This is a genomic window from Rhodopseudomonas palustris, from assembly GCF_003226555.1.
In the GTDB taxonomy this organism is placed as follows: Bacteria; Pseudomonadota; Alphaproteobacteria; order Rhizobiales; family Xanthobacteraceae; genus Rhodopseudomonas; species Rhodopseudomonas palustris_I.
Genome location: NZ_QKQS01000023.1, coordinates 583,404 through 602,228, shown reverse-complemented (window position 1 = coordinate 602,228; position 18,825 = coordinate 583,404). Strand labels below are relative to the sequence as shown.

At 65.8% G+C, this 18,825-nt stretch carries 16 protein-coding genes; 12 read left to right on the top strand and 4 right to left on the bottom strand.

Translation table 11 applies throughout. The features are described from left to right. Positions 1–221 precede the first annotated feature (221 nt). On the top strand, positions 222–530 hold the full coding sequence (locus DNX69_RS15315) for a hypothetical protein (protein ID WP_207803153.1): 309 nt from the start codon (positions 222–224) through the stop codon (positions 528–530). A 146-nt stretch (positions 531–676) separates the two neighbouring features. Here DNX69_RS15315 and DNX69_RS15310 read toward each other — a convergent pair whose 3' ends face one another. Together DNX69_RS15310 and DNX69_RS15305 are read right to left on the bottom strand one after the other, a co-directional pair. Then, entirely contained in the window at positions 677–2,071 is a 1,395-nt protein-coding gene (locus tag DNX69_RS15310) for an NAD(P)/FAD-dependent oxidoreductase (protein WP_110786815.1), read from the bottom strand. Further along, positions 2,068–2,475: a nuclear transport factor 2 family protein gene (locus tag DNX69_RS15305; RefSeq protein WP_110786814.1), complete on the bottom strand. Its 408-nt coding sequence runs from the start codon at positions 2,473–2,475 to the stop codon at positions 2,068–2,070. The genes DNX69_RS15310 and DNX69_RS15305 overlap by 4 nt, the downstream gene beginning before the upstream one ends. Before the next feature lie 211 nt (positions 2,476–2,686). Here DNX69_RS15305 and DNX69_RS15300 point away from each other — a divergent pair, with 211 nt between their 5' ends. Beyond that, entirely contained in the window at positions 2,687–4,198 is a 1,512-nt protein-coding gene (locus DNX69_RS15300) for an aldehyde dehydrogenase family protein (protein ID WP_110786813.1), read from the top strand. A gap of 4 nt (positions 4,199–4,202) precedes the next feature. Further along, the gene (locus tag DNX69_RS15295) at positions 4,203–4,991 is read left to right on the top strand and encodes a sulfite exporter TauE/SafE family protein (protein WP_110786812.1); all 789 of its coding nucleotides are present in this window, start codon (positions 4,203–4,205) and stop codon (positions 4,989–4,991) included. Positions 4,992–5,044: 53 nt separating this feature from the next. On the opposite strand, the gene DNX69_RS15290 is transcribed toward DNX69_RS15295, so the two are convergent. Then, positions 5,045–5,707: a TetR/AcrR family transcriptional regulator gene (locus DNX69_RS15290; RefSeq protein WP_110786811.1), complete on the bottom strand. Its 663-nt coding sequence runs from the start codon at positions 5,705–5,707 to the stop codon at positions 5,045–5,047. 201 nt (positions 5,708–5,908) lie between these two features. Between DNX69_RS15290 and DNX69_RS15285 the strand changes: the two genes are divergently transcribed. From DNX69_RS15285 to DNX69_RS15270, 4 genes are read left to right on the top strand one after another with little or no spacing between them, the layout of a single operon-like run. Next, on the top strand, positions 5,909–6,697 hold the full coding sequence (locus DNX69_RS15285) for an SDR family NAD(P)-dependent oxidoreductase (RefSeq protein WP_110786810.1): 789 nt from the start codon (positions 5,909–5,911) through the stop codon (positions 6,695–6,697). 41 nt (positions 6,698–6,738) lie between these two features. Further along, complete coding sequence (locus DNX69_RS15280; protein ID WP_110786809.1) at positions 6,739–8,487, top strand: thiamine pyrophosphate-binding protein; 1,749 nt, start codon at positions 6,739–6,741, stop codon at positions 8,485–8,487. 29 nt (positions 8,488–8,516) lie between these two features. Continuing rightward, positions 8,517–9,557 (top strand): alcohol dehydrogenase catalytic domain-containing protein, encoded by a 1,041-nt coding sequence (locus DNX69_RS15275; protein WP_110787643.1) that lies wholly within the window; start codon positions 8,517–8,519, stop codon positions 9,555–9,557. Between the two features lie 18 nt (positions 9,558–9,575). Beyond that, entirely contained in the window at positions 9,576–10,784 is a 1,209-nt protein-coding gene (locus tag DNX69_RS15270; protein WP_110786808.1) for an ABC transporter substrate-binding protein, read from the top strand. Between the two features lie 34 nt (positions 10,785–10,818). Here DNX69_RS15270 and DNX69_RS15265 read toward each other — a convergent pair whose 3' ends face one another. Further along, on the bottom strand, positions 10,819–12,375 hold the full coding sequence (locus DNX69_RS15265; protein ID WP_110786807.1) for a PLP-dependent aminotransferase family protein: 1,557 nt from the start codon (positions 12,373–12,375) through the stop codon (positions 10,819–10,821). A gap of 238 nt (positions 12,376–12,613) precedes the next feature. On the opposite strand from DNX69_RS15265, the gene DNX69_RS15260 reads away from it, so the two are divergent. The 5 genes from DNX69_RS15260 (at position 12,614) to DNX69_RS15240 (ending at position 18,823) form a co-directional block, all read left to right on the top strand. Beyond that, positions 12,614–14,257 (top strand): amidohydrolase, encoded by a 1,644-nt coding sequence (locus DNX69_RS15260; RefSeq protein WP_110786806.1) that lies wholly within the window; start codon positions 12,614–12,616, stop codon positions 14,255–14,257. Continuing rightward, positions 14,254–15,210 carry a CobW family GTP-binding protein gene (locus DNX69_RS15255; RefSeq protein WP_110786805.1) on the top strand — a complete coding sequence of 319 codons (957 nt, stop codon included), beginning with the start codon at positions 14,254–14,256 and terminating at the stop codon, positions 15,208–15,210. The genes DNX69_RS15260 and DNX69_RS15255 overlap by 4 nt, the downstream gene beginning before the upstream one ends. A 91-nt stretch (positions 15,211–15,301) precedes the next feature. After that, positions 15,302–16,909 (top strand): ABC transporter substrate-binding protein, encoded by a 1,608-nt coding sequence (locus tag DNX69_RS15250; RefSeq protein WP_110786804.1) that lies wholly within the window; start codon positions 15,302–15,304, stop codon positions 16,907–16,909. A 28-nt stretch (positions 16,910–16,937) separates the two neighbouring features. Then, positions 16,938–17,918, top strand: coding sequence for an ABC transporter permease (locus tag DNX69_RS15245; RefSeq protein WP_110786803.1), 981 nt, complete (start codon positions 16,938–16,940; stop codon positions 17,916–17,918). After that, complete coding sequence (locus DNX69_RS15240; RefSeq protein ID WP_110786802.1) at positions 17,915–18,823, top strand: ABC transporter permease; 909 nt, start codon at positions 17,915–17,917, stop codon at positions 18,821–18,823. Before DNX69_RS15245 ends, DNX69_RS15240 begins: the two co-directional genes overlap by 4 nt. Positions 18,824–18,825 lie beyond the last annotated feature (2 nt).

Sequence of the window (18,825 nt, the reverse complement as noted above, 5' to 3'; positions counted from 1 at the left end):
CCGCAGAGCCTCGTATTGGCGGCGCGACATTCACGGAAAAGTTGGCCTCTTTGACGGTCCCGTCGTCTTACGAATGCAAATTCGTCGCATTCGTGATTGACAATTTCTGCATTGCGATAGACTAAAGTTTGCAGTGCAGAGCCCTTCGCTGCGGAGCTCGCATTGAGGGTAGGTTTGGCCCTCGTTCCAGATGGCAGCGGCCCATTCAGAGGAGCAGCGCCGTGAACTTCCTGGTTAAAGCCTTCTACCAAATCCCTGTGATCGGCTGGCTGGTGAAGGACGCCAAGCATGGCAGCCCGGAGGCGCCGTATTTCTTCCTGTTCAACGCCGTCGTCGTCGGCGCCGCGCTGATCTACACCTTCGGCTATCCGTTGGTGATCACCGTTGCGGTGGCCGGCGCGTTCGCCGGCATCGCCGGTCTGGTGGTGCTCACCGCCGGTGACGCCTTCGACAAGCGCGCCTCGCGGCCCGCGGCCGACGTTCGCCGCCCCAAGCCGGCGGTGGTGCGCCCGCTCAAGAAGGCCGCCTGATCGGCTCACAGCTTCTCCGGCAGATGACGCCGGTTCAGATCTGAAATGAAAAATCCCGGCAGGTCCGACCTGCCGGGATTTTTCATGGGCGGCCGTTGCTCGGTGCAGGCTTCGTCATCGGCTCACAATGACGAAGCCTTGCGGCCTTACGCCGCCTCGTCGCGGTAGTGATACCAGCGATACAGCATCCGCTGGCCGATCCGGCGGAACGGCGAGAAGGTATGGGTCGGCAGCGGCGAGGTGAAGATCGGCAGGTCCTGGCCCTTGAAGCGCTGCCCGGCGATCATCTGCGCCATGCGGCGTCCCGCTTGGGCCGAATACGACACGCCGTTGCCGCCGTAGCCGAGCGCGTAGACCAGCTTCTGCGCCGGATCGGGCTGGAAGATCCGCGGCATCATGTCGTGGCTGACGTCGACCCAACCCCACCATGAATAATCGATCTCGATGCCCTGCAGTGCCGGGAACTTGCGGTGCAGGCCGTCGATCAGCAATTGCAGATGCTTGGGCGCGTCGGCGTCGGCGCCGGTGATCGACGAGCGGCTGCCGATCTGGATGCGGTTGTCCGGCAGCAGCCGGTAGTAATAACGCAGTGTGCGGGTATCGGTCAGCACCAGCTTGGTCTTGAAGCCGGTGGCTTCGAGTTCGGCCGGAGTCAGCGGCCGGGTGACGATCGAGTTCGAGAGGATCGGCATGCAGCGGCCGCGTAGCAACGGCGTCAAGCCGGGCGCCGTATAGGCGCCGGTGGCGATGCCGACCGCGCGCGCCTTCACGGTGCCGCCCGGGGTGCGAAGATAGAATGCGCCGCCGCGGTGCTCGATCTCGATGACCGGGCTGCCCGGATGCACGGTGGCGCCGAGGTCGCGCGCCATCTGCTGATAGCCGAATGCCAGCTTGGCCGGATGCACGCCGGTGCCGCGCGGTTCCAGCGTCGCGCCCACCGCCTCGGCCTCGTTGAGGTACTCACTGCGGAGCTGATCGGCCGAGATCACCTTGGTCGGCTCGCCGAACACCTCGCTCAGCACCTTGGCCTCGGCCGAGATCTTCTCGAAGTTGCGTGGACGGTGCGCGATGTAGAGATGACCGCCGCGCTGCGGTTCGCAATCGATCGGACTTTGCCGGATCAGTTCTTCGAAGGTTTCGAAGCCGTCGCTGATTTCGGCGTGCAGCCTGAGTGCCGTGTCGCGGCCCCAGCGCGCGATCCATTGCGAGCGGGTCAGCCGGCCGGCCGCGTTCTGGCCCTGGCCGCCATTGCGCGTGCTGCAGCCCCACGCGACGCGATTGGCTTCGAGCACCGCGGCCTTGATGCCGTGCTCGCGGGCGAGGAACACCGCGGAGGCGAGCCCGGTGAAGCCCGAGCCGACGATCGCGACATCGACGTCGGTATCGCGGCTGATCGGGCCGTCGTCTTCCGGCATTGGACCGCAATTCGCGGTCCAATAGGTCGGCGCGTAGTCGCGGTTGCGGCCGGGGCCTTCGCTGACCAAGGGATCGTAGTGCGGATCGTAGGCGGCGAGCGGCGGGGTCTTCACGGGCTTGTTCATGCCGATGCTCCCGTCGCCGGCAGCACCGGGCGGTCCTTGCGGAACGCGGTCTTGCTGCAGATCTTGCCGTCGCGAAAGCCGAACAGATCGACGCCTTCGGCCTCGATCTTGCCGCCGTCCTTGGTGGTGGCGCGGAAGATCCACTCAGAGATGCCGCGATCGCCGAACACGGCGTGGCGGGTGCACTCCCAGCTCACATCCGGGAAGGTGGCGAACGTCGTCTCGAATGCGGCGCGGACATCGGCGGTGCCGACGATCCGGCGACCGCAAGCCTCGGGGCCAGCCGCGGCATCGAACACGATGTCGTCGGTCATTGCGGTCATCACCGCGGCGCCGTCGTGGCGGTTGAACGCGTCGAAGAGCTGATGCAGCGTCTGCAAGCGCTGAGTATCGAGATCGGACATGTCGATTCCATCGTAGTGGGCGCGCGAGCGTTTCCGTGATTGGCGCGGACCCGCCGGCAGCTTCGTGCAAAGCGTGTCACGAGCCGCCGCTCACGCCTTAGAACCAGATGGCGCGGTCTCGGCGGACCAGACGCGAAGCACTGGCGTCTGGCCCAATGGCTTGGGCCACGCTGGACCTTCGCGGCAGCGGCCGGATCGCCAAGGTGATACGATGATCAACATCGCCACCCGCATCGATCCCGCCATCGCCCCCGCCGTGTCGGAGGTGATCTCGCAACTTCAGGCCCGTCACCTGATCGGCAACGCCCTGGTGCCGTCCGTCGGCGGCGCCACGCTCGACGTCGTCGATCCCGCGACCGGGCAAGTGATCGGCAAGGCGCCGGCCGCAACCGGCGACGATGTCGCCCGCGCGGTGGCGGCTGCGTCGGCCGCGTTCCCAGCCTGGGCAGCGACGCCGGCGCGCCAGCGCGGCAAGCTGATTGCGGCCGCGGCAGGCGCGATCGCCGAGCAGAGCGACGTCATCGCCACTGTGCTGGCGCTGGAAACCGGCAAAGCTATTCGGACGGAATGCCGCGGCGAGGTTGCGACCGCGATCGACATCATCACGATGTATGCGGGCCTCGCGTCGGAACTGAAGGGCGAGACGCTGCCGTTCGATCCGCAGATCCTCACTTACACCAGCCGGGAACCGCTCGGCGTCGTCGCCGCGATCCTGCCGTGGAACGTGCCGCTGGTGCTGATGATGCTGAAGATCGCCCCGGCGCTGGTGGCGGGCAACACCGTGGTGGTGAAAGCCTCCGAAGAAGCGCCGTATGCGACCATCGAAATGGCGCGGCTGATGGCCAAGCTGCTGCCGGACGGCGTGCTCAACGTGATCTGCGGCACCGGCCGCGATTGCGGTGCGGCGCTGGTCGAGCATCCAGCGGTCGCCAAGGTCACGTTCACCGGCTCGCAGGCGGTCGGCGAGCTGATCTACCAGATGGCGGCCAAGAAGATCATTCCGGTCAGCCTCGAACTCGGTGGCAAGAGCCCGATGATCGTCTATCCCGATGCCGATATGGCGCGGGTCGTCGCCGGCGCGATCGCCGGCATGCGGTTCACCCGCCAGGGCCAGAGCTGCACCGCGGCGAGCCGGATCTACGTTCACGCCAAGCTGATCGACGCTTTCGTGGCGGCGCTGCGCGAAGCGGTGAACAAGCTGAAAATCGGCGATCCGCTGGACGAGGCGACCGATATCGGCACCGTGATCTCGCAGCGGCAGAAGGCCAAGGTCGAATCCTATATCGATCTCGGAGCCCGCACCGCCGGCGCTAAGGTCGACCGCTGCGGCGAGCTGCCGGGCGCGGCGCATCTGAAGGACGGGTTGTTCCTGCAGCCGACCATCATCACCGGTGTACCCGAAGATTCGCCGCTGATGCGCGAGGAGATCTTCGGCCCCGTGGTCTGCGTGCAGCCGTGGGACGACGAGGACGACGTCATCGCGCGCGCCAACGACAGCGAGTTCGGCCTGGCCGCGACGGTGTGGACCAACGATCTGCGCAGCGCGCTGCGCACCGTGCAGCGGCTCGATGCCGGCTACGTTCAGGTCAATCAGAACCTCACCATCCAGCCGAATCTGAGCTATGGCGGCTTCCGCAAGTCGGGTCTCGGCAAGGAAGCGTCGCTGGAGGCGATGCTCGAGCACTTCACCAAGAAGAAGACCGTCGTCATCGATATGCGGTGACGCGATGCACGAGCTGATCGCCGAGGCGTCTGCGAGTTTCCTGTCGACGCTGCCGTCGCCGATGGCGATCGCCGGCGTGCTCAGCGCAGTGCTGGCGGCAGCGCTGCTGCGCGGCTTCACCGGGTTCGGCTTCGCGCTCGCCGCGGTGCCGCTGATGGGCATGCTCATGCCGCCGGCGAAAGCGGTGCCGGTCGCTGTGCTGTTGCAGCTGCTCGGCGGGCTCAATGATCTGCGTCGCAATCATCGCGACTGCCACTGGGCCTCGCTGCGCTGGCTGATCGTCGGCGCGGTGATCGGCTCACCGATCGGCGCTTTGGCGCTCAGCGTCGCGCCGGCACCGGTGGCGCGGATCGTGATCGCCACCATCACGGCCGCGGCGGTCGTCGTGCTCGGTCGCGGCTTTGCCATCGCGAAGATTCCGTCGCCGCCGGTGACCACCGGCGTCGGCGTGCTGTGCGGTCTGTTCAACGGCCTTGCCGCGATGCCGAGCCCGCCGGCGATCGTCTATTACATGTCGGGGCCGTTTCGTGCGGTCGCGGTGCGGGCCTCGCTACTGGTGTTCTTCCTCGCCACCTCGATCGCCGGCTTCACCAGCATCGCTCTGGTCGGCCTCGCCACCGTGAACGTGCTGTGGCTGGCCGCGATGGCGTTGCCGGTGATGATCGTCGGCACCTGGATCGGCGAACAAGGCTTTCGCCGAGGCAGCGAACGGCTGCATCGCCGGGTCTCGATCGCCAGCCTCGGCGGCGTCGCGCTGCTCAGCGCCGCGAAGGGAATCTCCGAGCTGTTGTGAGGCGGCGAGCCCGTCCGCGATCGACCCGGCTCTTCCCGCGCGCCGACGAGTATCTAGCCGTCTCGAGCTCCAGCCTCGACGAGGATGGCCTGGTAGTTCATCAGCCGCGTGAGTACGCGGGAAGACGAGGCTGGCACAGTGACCCCGAGCAGAGCCAGCGAGATGCTATAACCGAGTTCGGCTTCGACTTCCCGCTTCGAGAGATCGCGGGCGATCCAGACGCTGATCGCCTGCAGGGTGATGCGGCGCAGATTCATCGCCAGCGGGGCCTCGGCGACAAACGTCTGCAGATGGCCGCGATCCGCCAGCGCATGGGTCAACTGCCGCCAAAATCCGTCGCGTAGCGGCGTCGCCAGTGCCTGATGCGGCGTGCCTTTCAGGTCGAGCAGTTCCCGATACAGCGTCTTGTAGAATAACGGGTCCGAGAACCAGAACTCGGCGCACAGCCCGACCACTTCGTAAAGTTCCGCCAACGGATCGGCGACGTGGCGCTCCTGCACCGCGCGAGCGAACTCGGCCATGTCGGCATCCAGCACGGCGAGCAGCACCGCCTGCTTCGAGCCGAACACGTTGTAGGGCGTCATATGCGCGACGCCGGCCTTCGCGGCGAGCGCGCGCATCGAGAACTCTGCCGACTCGATTTCCGATAACAGCGCGCGGGCGCCGGCAATGATCTTCTGGCGCAGTTCTTCGCGCGCCTGCTCGCGGGGGGGCAATGCTTCGGTCCTGTGCGAGTCACCTGAGAGGGATGTTGTAGTCGGCCGCGCGGCATTCGCGAAATCGGCTGCGGCGATACGGCCACTTTACCCGTCTTGACGGCCAGCGTGGGAAATAGATATAACGCGTTATATTAAAAGTGGTGATCAACGCCACACCGCAGCCGCCAAGCGGCGCGGACTTCGGGAGGACGCATCGCCATGCGTTTCAACGGCAAGGTCGCTGTCGTCACGGCAGCCGCATCGGGCATTGGTGCCGCCACGGCTGCCCGCCTCGCGCGCGAAGGCGCGTATGTCTATCTGTCGGATATCGATCAGGACGGTCTGGCCCGGCAGGCCGAATCGCTGGCCGATGTCAGTGCGCGGATCTCGACGATGGTGGCCGACGTCACCGTGGCTGAGCAGGTCGCCGCGCTGATCGCCGCCGCCGCACAAGAGCAGGGCCGGCTCGATATCCTGATCAACAATGCCGGCATGGGCGCGTTCGGCCGGATCACCGAGGTGACGCCGGAGGCTTGGCATCGCGTGTTCCGGATCTGCGTGGACTCGATCTTTCACGCGAGCCGCGCCGCGATTCCGCATCTGATCAAGACCCGCGGCAATATCGTCAACACCGCGTCGATCTCCGGGCTCGCCGGCGATTACGGCTTCGCCGCCTACAACGCCGCCAAGGGAGCGGTGATCAATCTCACCCGCAACATGGCACTGGATTACAGCCGCGACGGCCTCCGCGTGAACGCGGTGTGCCCGGGCCTGACCGCGACGCCGCTATCGCTGAAGCTGCGCGACAACGCCGCGGTAATGGCCGAGTACGACCGGCTGATTCCGCTCGGCCGTCCCGGCTCGCCCGAGGAAATCGCCGGCGCCATCGCGTTCCTGGCATCCGACGACGCCTCCTACGTCACCGGCGTCGCGTTAGCGGTCGATGGCGGGCTGACCGCCCGAACCGGGCAGCCGAATTTCCTCGGACATCTGGCACCCGCGCCCTGAGCCGCCCCTCCGCGCAGACCAACAACAAAAGGAAACAAATAATGTCCGCAGCGACTTCATCGGCCGGCGACTGGCTCGAGGGCGGCGAACTGCTCGCCCGCACGCTTCGTGACGCCGGCGTCGACACCGTGTTCGCCCTGCACGGCGGTCATCTCGAATCCTTCTATCGCGGCTGCATAGCCAACGAGATCCGGCTGATCGATTTCCGGCACGAATCCTCGGCCGGTCACGCCGCTGATGGTTATGCGCGCGCCACCGGCAAGCTCGGCGTCTGCGTGATCACCGCCGGCCCCGGCTTCACCAACGGCGTCACGGCAATTCTCAACGCGCAGCTCGACAGCATCCCGACGTTGTTCATCGTCGGCTCGCCGCCGCTGCGCGAAGCCGAGACCAATGCGTTGCAGGGCGGCGTCGATCAGATCGCCGTCACCTTGCCGATGGTGAAATACGCGCATCGCATCACCAACACCGAGCGCATCCCGGACCTCACCGCGCTGGCGATCCGCAAAGCCACCACCGGGCGCCGCGGCGCTGTGCTGCTCGACGTGCCGATCGACGTGCTGCACATGCGCGCCCACAAGGACGACGTCCGCCCGGCGCACGGCCTCAACATCCACCCCCGCCCGGCGCCGCATCCGGATGAGATCAAGACGGCGATCGCGATCCTGAAAGCGAGCGAGCGGCCGGTGATCGTGGTCGGTGGCGAGGCGCGCTATTCGGATTGCCGCGACGATCTCGTTGCGCTGGCCGAGGCCACGCAGATCCCTGTGGTGTCGAACACCCGCGGCATGGGCGTGTTTCCGAGCAGTCATCCGCTCAACGGTCAGGTTGTCGGCAATCTGGCGCTGCTGTCGGCGCAGCGCCCGGACGCCGCGCTGCTGCTGGGGACGCGGTTCGGCTTCCGCCTCGCCGGCCGCAGCACCGCGTTCTTTCCCGAGGATGCAAAGCTGATTCAGGTGCACAGCGACGCCGCCGAACTCGGCCGGCTGCGCCATGTCGAGTTGCCGATCGTCGCCGATGTCGGCGCCGCGCTGACCACGCTGCGGGCGGCCGCCGCGGCCGAAGCCTGGCCGCAGCGTCCGGCCTGGATCGGGGCCGTGACCGCGGCGCCGACCAAAATGCGCGGCATGTTTCCGGACAAGCAGGGGCCGAAAGGCATCCATCCGTTCTGGGCCGCGGAAGCCGCGGTGCGGGCGGCGGGGCCGGACGCAGCGATCGTGCTCGACGGCGGCGAGGCCGCGAGCTGGGCCGCCTTCCATCTGCGCACCAACCAGCCCGGCCACGTCCAGGGCGTTGGCTATCTCGGCTGCCTCGGCACTGGCCCCGGTCAGTCGATCGGCACGCAGGTTGTCGATCCGGACAAGCGGGTGATGCAGATCACCGGCGACGGCGCGATGGGCTTCCACATCCAGGAGTTCGACACGATGAGCCGGCACCGCCTGCCGATCTGCACCATCGTTCTCAACAACGAGATCTGGGGCATGTCGATCCACGGCCAGCAGATCATGTACGGCGCCAATTACAGCGCGATCAGCGAGCTGCGTGGCACCAACTACGCCAGCGTCGCGGCCGCGTTCGGGTGTCACGCCGAGCGCGTCACCGAGTTCGACGAGATCGAACCGGCGATCGCCCGCGCCTATGCGTCGGGTCGGCCGTCCTGCATCGAGATCATGATCGATCCGGACGTCGTGCATCCGGTCACCGTCGCGGCGCTCGGCACGATCAGCGACGAGAAGCGCGAGATCATGATCCCCTATTACGAGAACATCCCGATCCGTCCGCAGGCATGAACGGCTCAGATCAGCGCGGAGGCGATCTCATGAAAGCGGCGGTGTTCGAAAAGACCGGGGAGCGGCTCGTGCTGCGCGACGTTGTCGTGCCGGAGCTGGGTGATAACGAACTGCTGCTCAAGGTGGCGTTCACCGGCATCTGCGGTTCGGATCTGCACGCCGCCGAGACGCCGGGCGTGCTGCAGCCGGGCACCGTGATGGGGCACGAGTTCACCGGCGAAATCGTGCAGTCGACCGCCCCCGACTGGACGGTCGGCACCCGCGTCGCGGCCAATCCGTATTGGCTGTGCGACGCCTGCGCGGCGGGCGGCTCGTGCCGCAGCGGCGGCGATGCGGCCTGCGCCAGCGGCAGTTTCATGGGGTTTCGCCCAGACTTGCCGGGCGCCTATGCGGACTACGTGCGGATCCGCGCCGGGCAGGCGATCCGCCTGCCGGATCATGTCAGCCTGCGTGATGGCGCGCTGATGGAGCCGCTGGCGGTGGCGCGCCATGCGGTCGATGTCTGCGGCCCGATGCAGGGCGCCGACGTGCTGGTGATCGGCGGCGGGCCGATCGGTCTCGGCGTCGTGCTGATGGCGCGCGATGCCGGCGCCGCGCGGGTGGTCCTCAGCGAACCGGATCCGAACCGCCGCGCCTGCGCGCTGGAGATCGGCGCCGTCGCGGCAATTGATCCGATCGCCGAAGGTCTGCCGGCGGCGCTCAGCCGGCTCGGCATCGGCGCGCCGGGCATCGTCTTCGAATGCGTCGGCGCGCCCGGCTTTCTACAGCAGACCATCGACGTCATGGCGCTGCGCGGCCGTGCCGTGATCGTCGGCGTCTGCATGACCGAAGACCGGGTGCTGCCGCGCACCGCGATCCGCAAGGAGGCGACGCTCAAATTCGTGCTCGGCTACAGGATGGCCGATTTCCATCACGTCAGCCGCTATCTGGCGGGCCACGCCGCGACCGCCGCCGCAATGATCTCGCGCGTCGTCTCGCTGGGCGAGTTGCCCGAGATCTTCGACCGGCTGCGCGCCGAGAAGTCACTGATCAAGGTGCTGGTGCGGCCCGGTCAAGGACCGGCCGAATAACAACAAAAGGGAAACGCAATGAAAGCCATGGATCGCCGCCGGTTTCTGCTCGGCACCACCGCCACGATGCTGGTGGCGACATCGTTGAAGGCGCAGGCCGCAGACACCACCGGCATCACGCCGACCAGCATCCGCATCGGCAGCACCTCGCCGCAGAGCGGTCCGGTGTCGGCCTATGGGGTGCAGGCGCGCTGCCAGGCCGCGTATTTCAAGATGATCAACGACCGCGGCGGCATCGCCGGGCGCAAAATCGATTTCATCTATTACGACGACGCTTTCAACCCGGCCAAGACCGTGGAGCAGACCCGCAAGCTGGTCGAGAGCGACGAGGTGGCGCTGCTGTTCAGCAATCTCGGCACCGCACCCAATTCGGCGATCGTCAAATACGCCAATGCCAAGAAGATCCCGCATCTGTTCCTGTCGGTGAATGGCGACAAATGGAGCGACTACAAGGCGCATCCGTGGAGCATCGGCTTCGCGCCGAGCGCGCGGACCGAGGCGGCGATCTTCGTCAAGCACATGCTGGCCGAGAAGCCCGACGCGAAGTTCGCGGTGCTGTATCAGAACGATGATTTCGGCAAGGATTTCGTGCTCGGCGCCAAGGACGTGCTGGGCGAGCGCGAGGCGCGTCAGCTCGTCACCATCTCGCACGAGACTTCCGAGCCGACGATCGATTCCCAGATCCTGCAACTCCGCGCCGCCGCGCCCGATGCGCTGATCTCGGGCACCACTGCAAAGTTCACCGCGCAGGCGATCCGCAAGGTGGCAGAGACGCGCTGGCAGGTCCGCCACTACATCACCGGCGGCTCGTCGTCCTATGCGGGTACGATCGGCCCGGCCGGCCCCGAGAACGCAATTGGCGTGATCTCGTCGGCCTACCTCAAGGACGTCGCCGATCCGGCCTGGAAGGACGATCAGGGCATCAAGGATTTCCTCGCCTTCATGCAGAGCTATTTCCCGGAAGGCAACAAGGACGATTTCTACAACCTTTACGCCTACACGGTGGCGTCGGCGCTGGTGAAGGTGCTGACGCAGTGCGACGACACCTGGACGCGCGAAAACATCATGGCGCAGGCGACCAATCTGAAGGACGTCGAGCTGCCGACGCTGCTGCCCGGCATCCGCGTCAACACCAGCCCGACCGACTATCGTCCGCTGACCCAGGTGCAGTTGCAGAAGTGGGACGGCAAAGCCTGGGTGCGGTTCGGCGAAGTGCTGGGCGCGTAGTCGAGCTGCAGCGACCAGCCGCGGCGGCTGGGCGCTATGCTTTCAGTTGCTGCGCCAGCACCTTGCCGAGCCGCTCGATGCCGACCTCGATGCGGTCGGTGCGGATCGAGGAGAAGCCGAGCCGGAAGCAGTGCCGGCTCGCGGTTTCGTCCATCGAAAACACCGCGCCGGGTTCGATGACGACGCCCTGTTCGAGCGCCGCCTCAGCCAGCGCGGTGGCGTCGATCGAGGTCGGGCAGGTCACCCAGAAATTGGTCGAGCCCGGCCCGCGCGAGAAGCTGCAGCTCGGAAGGTGTTTCGGCAGCAGCTGGTCGAGGAGTTTCGCGCGCTCCAGCAGCACGCGCCCGACCTGGGACAGATGCGCCCGATAATGGCCGAGGCCGATGAACAGCGCGGCGACCCGCTGATTGTTGAGCGGCGGATGCCGCAGCATCAGCCGGCGCAGCGCGCGCAGTTCGCGGATCACCGGGGCGGGCGCGACGACGTAGCCGAGCCGCAGGCCGGGCGCCAGCGCCTTCGACAGGCTGCCGACATACAGCACGTTGCTGGCACGATCGAGGCTCTTGAGCGGCGGCAGCGTTGCCGATTCCGGCATCAGCTCGCCTTCGTAATCGTCCTCGACCACCACCACGTCACCGGCGGCGGCAGCCTTCAACAGCTCCAAACGTCGCGGCAGCGGCATCGTCACCGCGGTGGGGCACTGATGGCTGGCGGTGACGTAGGCGAGCGTGCAGCTCTGGAACGTGGCGTCCGGCACCAGCCCCTCCGAGTCGACGGCGAGTGGCACCACGTTCGGCGTCAGCATCCGGAAGATATTGCGGGCGTCCGGATAGCCCGGCTCTTCGATGCCAACCTTGGTCGCTCCGTTGATGAACAGCGTGGCGATCAGATACAGCGCGTGCTGGGCACCGATCGTCATCATGATCTCGTCGGCCCGGGCATGGATGCCGCGGCGCGGAAGGACTTGAAGCTGCAATTGCTCGATCAGCGCCGGATCGTCGCCGTCGATCAGGTCTCGGGCCCAGTTGTTGATTTCGGGTACGCTGAGCGCGGCGCGCGCACTTTCGCGCCAATCATTGGTGGGAAACAGGCTCGGGTCGAACTGGCCGAAGATGAACGGATAGGGATGGGTTTGCCAGTCGAGCGGTTTGACGATGTTGCGATGCGCCGACGGTTTGACGGCGAACCGGTCGGCCCAGTGTTCGTCGCCGCGGCTCGTGATCTCGGCAAGGCCGGCTGGATCGTTGGCAACCTTATCGTTGGCGAACTTCTTGGGAAGACCGGCGACGAAATAACCGCTGCGTTGCCGCGACACCAAGAAATTCTGATCGACGAGTTGCTCGTAGGCGATCACCACGGTGTTGCGCGAAACTTTCAGCACGGTGGCGAGGTCGCGACTGGACGGCATCTTCATGCCGAGCGGCAACCGGCCGTCCTCGATCGCGGCGACGATGATCTGGCGAATCTGCAACTGCAGAAAGGAGCCACCGCGATTGAGGCTATGAAACAACGCGCCCCAGAACAGGTCGTCTTTGCCTAATGCGGCGGCATCTGATGAGGCAATTGCATCGCGGTTAGGCGTGCGTGCCACCGTGGACTCCCGGTATGTGAGCTGTGCTAGCTTTCCCAAGACGCGATACCCTCACTGAGCGACGACCCGGAACCGCTGCGATTCCGAAGAATGAAGCCTTTACAAACGGGAGGCAAGAACCGAGCCATTGGGGGCGGCGGCTGACGCATGGCCCTGGCTCCATCCGTGCGTGGCATCTGGCGCTAGTGCCGATCGGTCGATCGCTTCACGCTCTCAGTCGCAATCCTGGAGACTAAGCGTGACGTCTGAAACGGTCGTTTATTCCGCTCTCAAGATTATCACCATGAACCCGTCGCGGCCGAGCGCGACGCATGTTGCGGTGCGAGATGGTCGGATCGTTGCGACGGGTAGCGCCGACGAACTGATGGTGAGCGGTGCCCGGCTCGATACACGCTTCGCCGACAAAGTGCTGATGCCGGGCTTCGTCGAGGGCCATAGCCACATCATGGAGGGGCTGATGTGGAAGCAGCCCTATGTCGGCGCATTCGATCGGCGGTCGCCCGAGGGCAAGGTGGTGGCCGGGGTGCCGGACATCGAAGCGATCGTCGCGCGGCTGCAGCGGGCCGAGGCCGAGCTGCCGGACGATGGCTCGCCGCTGCATGCTTGGGGCTTCGATCCGCTGCACATCGGCGGCAAGATGCTGACCCGGCAGGATCTCGACCGGGTATCGACCAAGCGTCCTGTCCTGGTGGTCCACGCCTCGTTCCATATCAACAACGTCAACACCGCGACGCTCGAACTCGCCGATCTGCTGCATGCGACCGACATCTCCGGCGTCGTCGCGGGGGCCGACGGGCTGGCCAGCGGGGAGCTGCAGGGTATCCCGGCGCGGATGCGGCTGTTTCGCGCGCTCGGCCACAATCCGCTCGCCGGGACCATCACCGAGGAAGACGTTCGGCGTTATGCCGCGTCGTCCTGTGTGCAGGGCGTCACCACGATCACCGATCTGCACAATGACCTCGCGGATCCGACCATCGAGGTCTATCGTAGCGTGACCAGCGCCGCTGACTTCGGCGTTCGTCTGGTGCCGGCGCTGGCCGCGGTGTCGCACACGCCGGAGCAGGCCATCGCGAAACTCGAGATCTTGCGCGGCCATGCCGGCGACAAGTTGCATTACGGTATCGTCAAGCTGGTGGTCGATGGTTCGATCCAGGGCTTCACCGCGCGGCTGCGCTGGCCCGGCTATCACAACGGCGCTCCCAATGGGCTGTGGTACATCGCGCCCGAAGAATTGCCGCGGCTGGTTGAGGCCTATCACCGCGCCGGTGTGCAACTTCACATTCATACCAACGGCGACGAGGCGACCGAGGTTGCGCTCGATGCGATCGAGGCCGCGCAGGTCGCGGCGCCGCGGCCTGATCATCGTCACACCCTTCAGCATTGCCAGATGGCCAGCGCCGCGCAGTTCCGCCGGATGAAGAGCCTCGGCGTCTGCGCCAATCTGTTCGCCAATCATTTGTACTACTGGGGTGATGCCCACTACGAGCTGACGATGGGGCCGGAGCGGGCCGCGCGGCTCGACGCGACCGGAACTGCGCAGCGGATCGGGGTGCCGTTTGCGATTCATTCCGACGCGCCCGTGAGTCCGCTGGCGCCGCTGTTCACCGCGTGGTGTGCGGTCAATCGTGTCTCGTCGAGCGGCCGGGTGCTGGGTCGGGATACCGAAGCGCTCACCATCGAGCAGGCGCTTGCTGCAATCACGATCGGCGCCGCCTATACTTTGAAGATGGATCATCTGGTCGGTAGTATCGAGACCGGCAAGTACGCCGATTTCGTCGTGCTCGACGAAGATCCGCTTGCCATGCCGGCCGAGCGGTTGAAGGACGTCGCTATCTGGGGCACCGTGGTCGGCGGTATGATCCTGGAGGCGCCCCGCGCATGACGGCAGCATCCGCGACCATTTCAGTCACGGTGATCGGCGGCTTCCTGGGCGCGGGTAAAACCACCTTCGTCAATCATCTGCTGCGTAGCGGCGGTCCTCGCACCGCGGTGCTGGTCAATGATTTCGGTGAGGTCAATGTCGACGCGACTCTGATCCAGAGCCACGACGGCACCACGATGACGCTGACCAACGGCTGCATCTGCTGCAGCATCGGGACCAGCTTCATCGAGACGATGTGCAAGGTGCTCGACGCCGCCGTGCCGTTCGAGCGGATCGTGATCGAAGCCTCCGGCGTCGGCGATCCGTGGAAGATCGCCGAGATCGCGCTGATCGAACCGACGTTGCGTCTCGATCAAGTGATCGTGCTGGCCGATGCCAGCCGGATCGCGCAACTGATCGACGATTCCAAGGTCGGCGACACCGTCCGCGGCCAGTTCGAGCGCTGCGATGTCGTGCTGCTGAACAAGACCGATCTGGTCGATTCCGAGGCTCTGACAGTGGCGCGGGCCGCGGTGCGCAGTCTGCGCCCGGATGTTCGTATCGTCGAAACCGCGCAAGGCGCGATGCCGACGCTGGCGGTGCTGCAAACGGCCGCGGCGGCTAACGGCTTCCGGGCCGATGCTGTCGAGGCGCCGGCGCTCGATCACGGCGCCACCTTCAAGAGCTGGGCGTATCGCCGCGCCGGCCGGTTCGATCGTAACCGGCTGGCTTGCGCAGTCGACAAGCTGCCGCCGCAACTGTTGCGGCTGAAAGGCTCCTGCCGCCTCGCCGGCGAAGACGACGCGAAAGTATTCCAGATGGTCGAAAGCGTCTGGAGCTTGTCGACCGCCGATGCCGAGCCCGCAGAGCCGGGAATCGTTCTGGTCGGAGTCGGCACCGCCGACCTGCCGTCGCCGGCCGAGCTCGATGCCATTCTCGATCGCGCGCTCGCGTGTGCCGGGGCGACGTCGTGACAGCGGCGGCCCATTCGTTCGAACCTGACCGCGGCCGTCTCGCTTCGGTTTCCTTGCGCCATCCATGCCTCTCGACAGCGGAGTCCCGACCATGAAGTTGACCAAGCGATCCTTCCTCGCCGGAGCCATCGGCGGAGCGGCCCTGATCGGTCTGCCGTTCGAATTCACTGCGCGAGCTGCGGAAGGCGGTGCCGGCGGCACTCTGGTGATCGGTTCGACCCAGGTGCCGCGGCATTTCAACGGCGCGGTCCAGTCCGGCATCGCCACCGCGTTGCCGAGCACTCAGATCTTCGCCAGCCCGCTCCGCTACGACGACAATTGGAATCCGCAGCCGTATCTGGCCGAATCGTGGGAGGTGTCGAAGGACGGCCTGACGGTGACGTTGAAGCTGGTCAAAAACGCCACCTTCCACGATGGCAAACCGGTGACGTCGGAGGACGTCGCGTTCTCGATCATGACGATCAAGGCCAACCATCCGTTCAAGACGATGCTGGCCGCGGTCGAGAGCGTCGATACGCCCGACCCGCACACCGCGGTGATCAAGCTGGCGCATCCGCATCCGGCGCTGCTGCTGGCGATGTCGCCGGCGCTGATGCCGATCCTGCCCAAGCACGTCTATGGCGACGGCCAGGACATCAAATCGCATCCGGCAAACCTGAAGCCGATCGGCTCCGGCCCCTACAAGCTCACCGACTACAAGCAGGGCGACTACTACACGCTGGAGAAATTCGACAAGTTTTTCATCCCGGGCCGGCCCAAGCTCGACAAGATCGTAGTGCGGCTGATCTCGGATCCGAATGCGCTGATGGTGTCGGCCGAGCGCGGCGACGTTCATGTGGTCCCGTACTTCACCGGCGTTCGTGACATCGAGCGGCTGGAGAAGGCGCCCAATGTCGTCGTGACCGACAAGGGATTCGCCGGCATCGGCGCACTGAACTGGCTCGCCTTCAACACCAAGAAGAAGCCGCTCGACGACGCCCGCGTCCGTCAGGCGATCGCCTACGCGGCCAATCGCGACTTCATCGTCAAGAAGCTGATGGGCGGCAAGGCGATGCCGTCGACCGGTCCGATCGCGCCGGGCTCGCCGCTGGAGGAGAAGGCCGTCGAGCAGTACAAGTTCGACGTCGCCAAGGCCAACAAGCTGCTCGACGAGGCCGGGCTAAAGCCGGACGGCAACGGCGTCCGCACCTCGCTGACGATCGACTACATCCCTGGCAACGACGAGCAGCAGCGCAACGTCGCCGAATATCTGCGTTCGGCCTTGAAGCGGGTCGGCATCAATCTGGAAGTCCGCGCCGCGCCCGACTTCCCGACCTGGGCCCAGCGCGTCGCCAATTTCGACTTCGACCTGACGATGGACACGGTGTTCAACTGGGGCGATCCGGTGATCGGTGTCGATCGCACCTACCTCAGCTCGAATATCCGCAAGGGTATCATCTGGTCGAACACCCAGCAGTATTCCAATCCGAAGATCGATGAAATCCTCGGCCAGGCAGCCAAGGAAACCTCGCCCGAGAAGCGCAAGGCGCTGTATTCGGAGTTCCAGAAGATCGTCGTCCAAGACGCGCCGATCTTCTACATCAACGCCACGCCTTACCACAGTGCGTTCGCCAAGGGGCTTGCGAGCCTGCCGACGACGATCTGGGGTGTCGCCTCGCCGCTCGATGAGCTGCACTGGGCCACGCCGCCGAAGAACTGATCCGCCACCCTCAATCGACGAAGCATCAATGGCTCTCCTCACCCATCTGTTCGGAAAACTCGCCAACGCCGTCGCGCTGCTGCTGGCGGTGCTGGTGATGAACTTCTGCCTGATCCATCTTGCACCGGGCGACCCGGTGCAGGTGATCGCCGGCGAGATGGGTGGGGCGTCGCCCGAGGTGATCGCGGCGCTGCGGGCGAAGTACGGCCTCGACCATAGTCTGCTCGAGCAATTATTCACCTATCTCGGCAAGGTGGCGCACGGCGACTTCGGCTATTCCTATTACTTCAACCAGCCGGTGCTCGGCCTGATCCTGCAGCGGCTACCGGCGACGCTTTATCTCGCTGCGGCGTCGCTGGTGGTGGCCGTGCTGATCGGCACGGTGCTGGGTGTGATCAGCGCACGGCGGCCGAACGGCCTGCTCAGCCACGGCGTCACCGTGCTGGCGCTCGCCGGCCACGCGGCGCCGATCTTCTGGACCGGTCTGCTGCTGCTGCTGCTGTTCGGGTCGGTGTGGCCGATCCTGCCGGTCAACGGCATGACCGATGTGGTCAATCCGAAAGCCGGATTTGCCTATGTGGCGGATGTCGCCAAGCATCTGGTGCTGCCGTCGATCACCTTGGGGCTGGTGTTCGTCGCGCAGTATTCGCGGCTGGCGCGCGTCAACATGATCGACGTGTTGTCGGCCGACTACATCCGCACCGCCCACGCCAAGGGGCTGCCGGAGCGGGTGGTCCTGGTCAAGCATGCGCTGCGCAACACGCTGATTCCGATCGTCACCGTGGTCGGCCTGCAATTCGGCAATCTGTTCGCCGGCGCTGTGCTAGTGGAGACGGTCTATTCCTGGCCGGGCATGGGACGTCTGGTGTTCGACTCGATCCTGCGCCGCGATTACCCGACCCTGATGGGTGTGCTGTTCTTCTCCGCCGTGATGGTGATCGCGGCCAATATTCTCACCGACCTGGTGTACCGCCTGATCGACCCCCGTATCCGCGCAGGTGCCCGATGAGCACGATGGAGTCCTCGCTCGCGATGGCACAGAAGCCCGTTCCCAGCGCCACCAAGGTTCCGAAGGCGGTCTCGCCGGCCCGGGCCGCGCTGCGCCAGTTCATGAAGAGCCCGTCCGGCGTCGCCGGCGCGATCCTGCTGCTGGTGCTGCTCGCAGGCACCGCGTTCGGCCCGTGGCTGCATCCGGTCGATCCGCTCGACATCGTCGGAATGCCGTTCGCGCCGCCGGATGCAGATGCGCTGTTCGGAACGGATTACCTCGGCCGCGACGTGCTGGCCGGCCTGATCTATGGCGGCCGGGCGACGCTCACCGTGGGGGCGGTGGCAGCGCTGATCACGATCCTGATCGGCGTCACGGTCGGCGCGCTCGCCGGTTTCTTCGGCGGCTGGGTCGATTCCCTCCTGGTCAAGATCTCCGAATTCTTTCAGGTACTGCCGCCGCTGTTGTTCGCGATGGTGCTGGTGACCCTGTTTGGTCCGAAACTGTCGACCATTACGCTGGCGATCGGCGCGGTGAGCTGGCCGTCGGCAGCGCGGCTGACGCGCGCCGAGTTCATGCGGCTGCGGGATCTCGATTTCATCAAGGCCTCGCGCGCCGCCGGTGCCGGCAATCTGCATCTGATCCTGCGGGTGGTGCTGCCGAATGCGCTGCCGCCGATCATCGTGTCGGCGACCCTGGCGATCGGTACCGCGATCCTGTTCGAGGGCGGTCTCAGCTTCCTCGGCCTCGGCGATCCCAACACCATGAGCTGGGGCCTGATGATCGGCCAGAACCGCAACTACGTGCTCGACGCATGGTGGGCGGTGACGTTCCCGGGCGCCGCGATCTTCCTGGCGGTGCTCGCGGTCAGCCTGGTCGGCGACGGCGTCAACGATGCGGTCAATCCGCGGCTGCGACGGAGGTAAAT

Coding starts and splice junctions, on each gene's coding strand:
- DNX69_RS15310 (WP_110786815.1), bottom strand. CDS start 2,071: ATGAACAAGCCCGTGAAGACCCCGCCGCTCGCCGCCTACGATCCGCAC.
- DNX69_RS15305 (WP_110786814.1), bottom strand. CDS start 2,475: ATGTCCGATCTCGATACTCAGCGCTTGCAGACGCTGCATCAGCTCTTC.
- DNX69_RS15300 (WP_110786813.1), top strand. CDS start 2,687: ATGATCAACATCGCCACCCGCATCGATCCCGCCATCGCCCCCGCCGTG.
- DNX69_RS15295 (WP_110786812.1), top strand. CDS start 4,203: ATGCACGAGCTGATCGCCGAGGCGTCTGCGAGTTTCCTGTCGACGCTG.
- DNX69_RS15285 (WP_110786810.1), top strand. CDS start 5,909: ATGCGTTTCAACGGCAAGGTCGCTGTCGTCACGGCAGCCGCATCGGGC.
- DNX69_RS15280 (WP_110786809.1), top strand. CDS start 6,739: ATGTCCGCAGCGACTTCATCGGCCGGCGACTGGCTCGAGGGCGGCGAA.
- DNX69_RS15275 (WP_110787643.1), top strand. CDS start 8,517: ATGAAAGCGGCGGTGTTCGAAAAGACCGGGGAGCGGCTCGTGCTGCGC.
- DNX69_RS15270 (WP_110786808.1), top strand. CDS start 9,576: ATGAAAGCCATGGATCGCCGCCGGTTTCTGCTCGGCACCACCGCCACG.
- DNX69_RS15255 (WP_110786805.1), top strand. CDS start 14,254: ATGACGGCAGCATCCGCGACCATTTCAGTCACGGTGATCGGCGGCTTC.
- DNX69_RS15250 (WP_110786804.1), top strand. CDS start 15,302: ATGAAGTTGACCAAGCGATCCTTCCTCGCCGGAGCCATCGGCGGAGCG.
- DNX69_RS15245 (WP_110786803.1), top strand. CDS start 16,938: ATGGCTCTCCTCACCCATCTGTTCGGAAAACTCGCCAACGCCGTCGCG.
- DNX69_RS15240 (WP_110786802.1), top strand. CDS start 17,915: ATGAGCACGATGGAGTCCTCGCTCGCGATGGCACAGAAGCCCGTTCCC.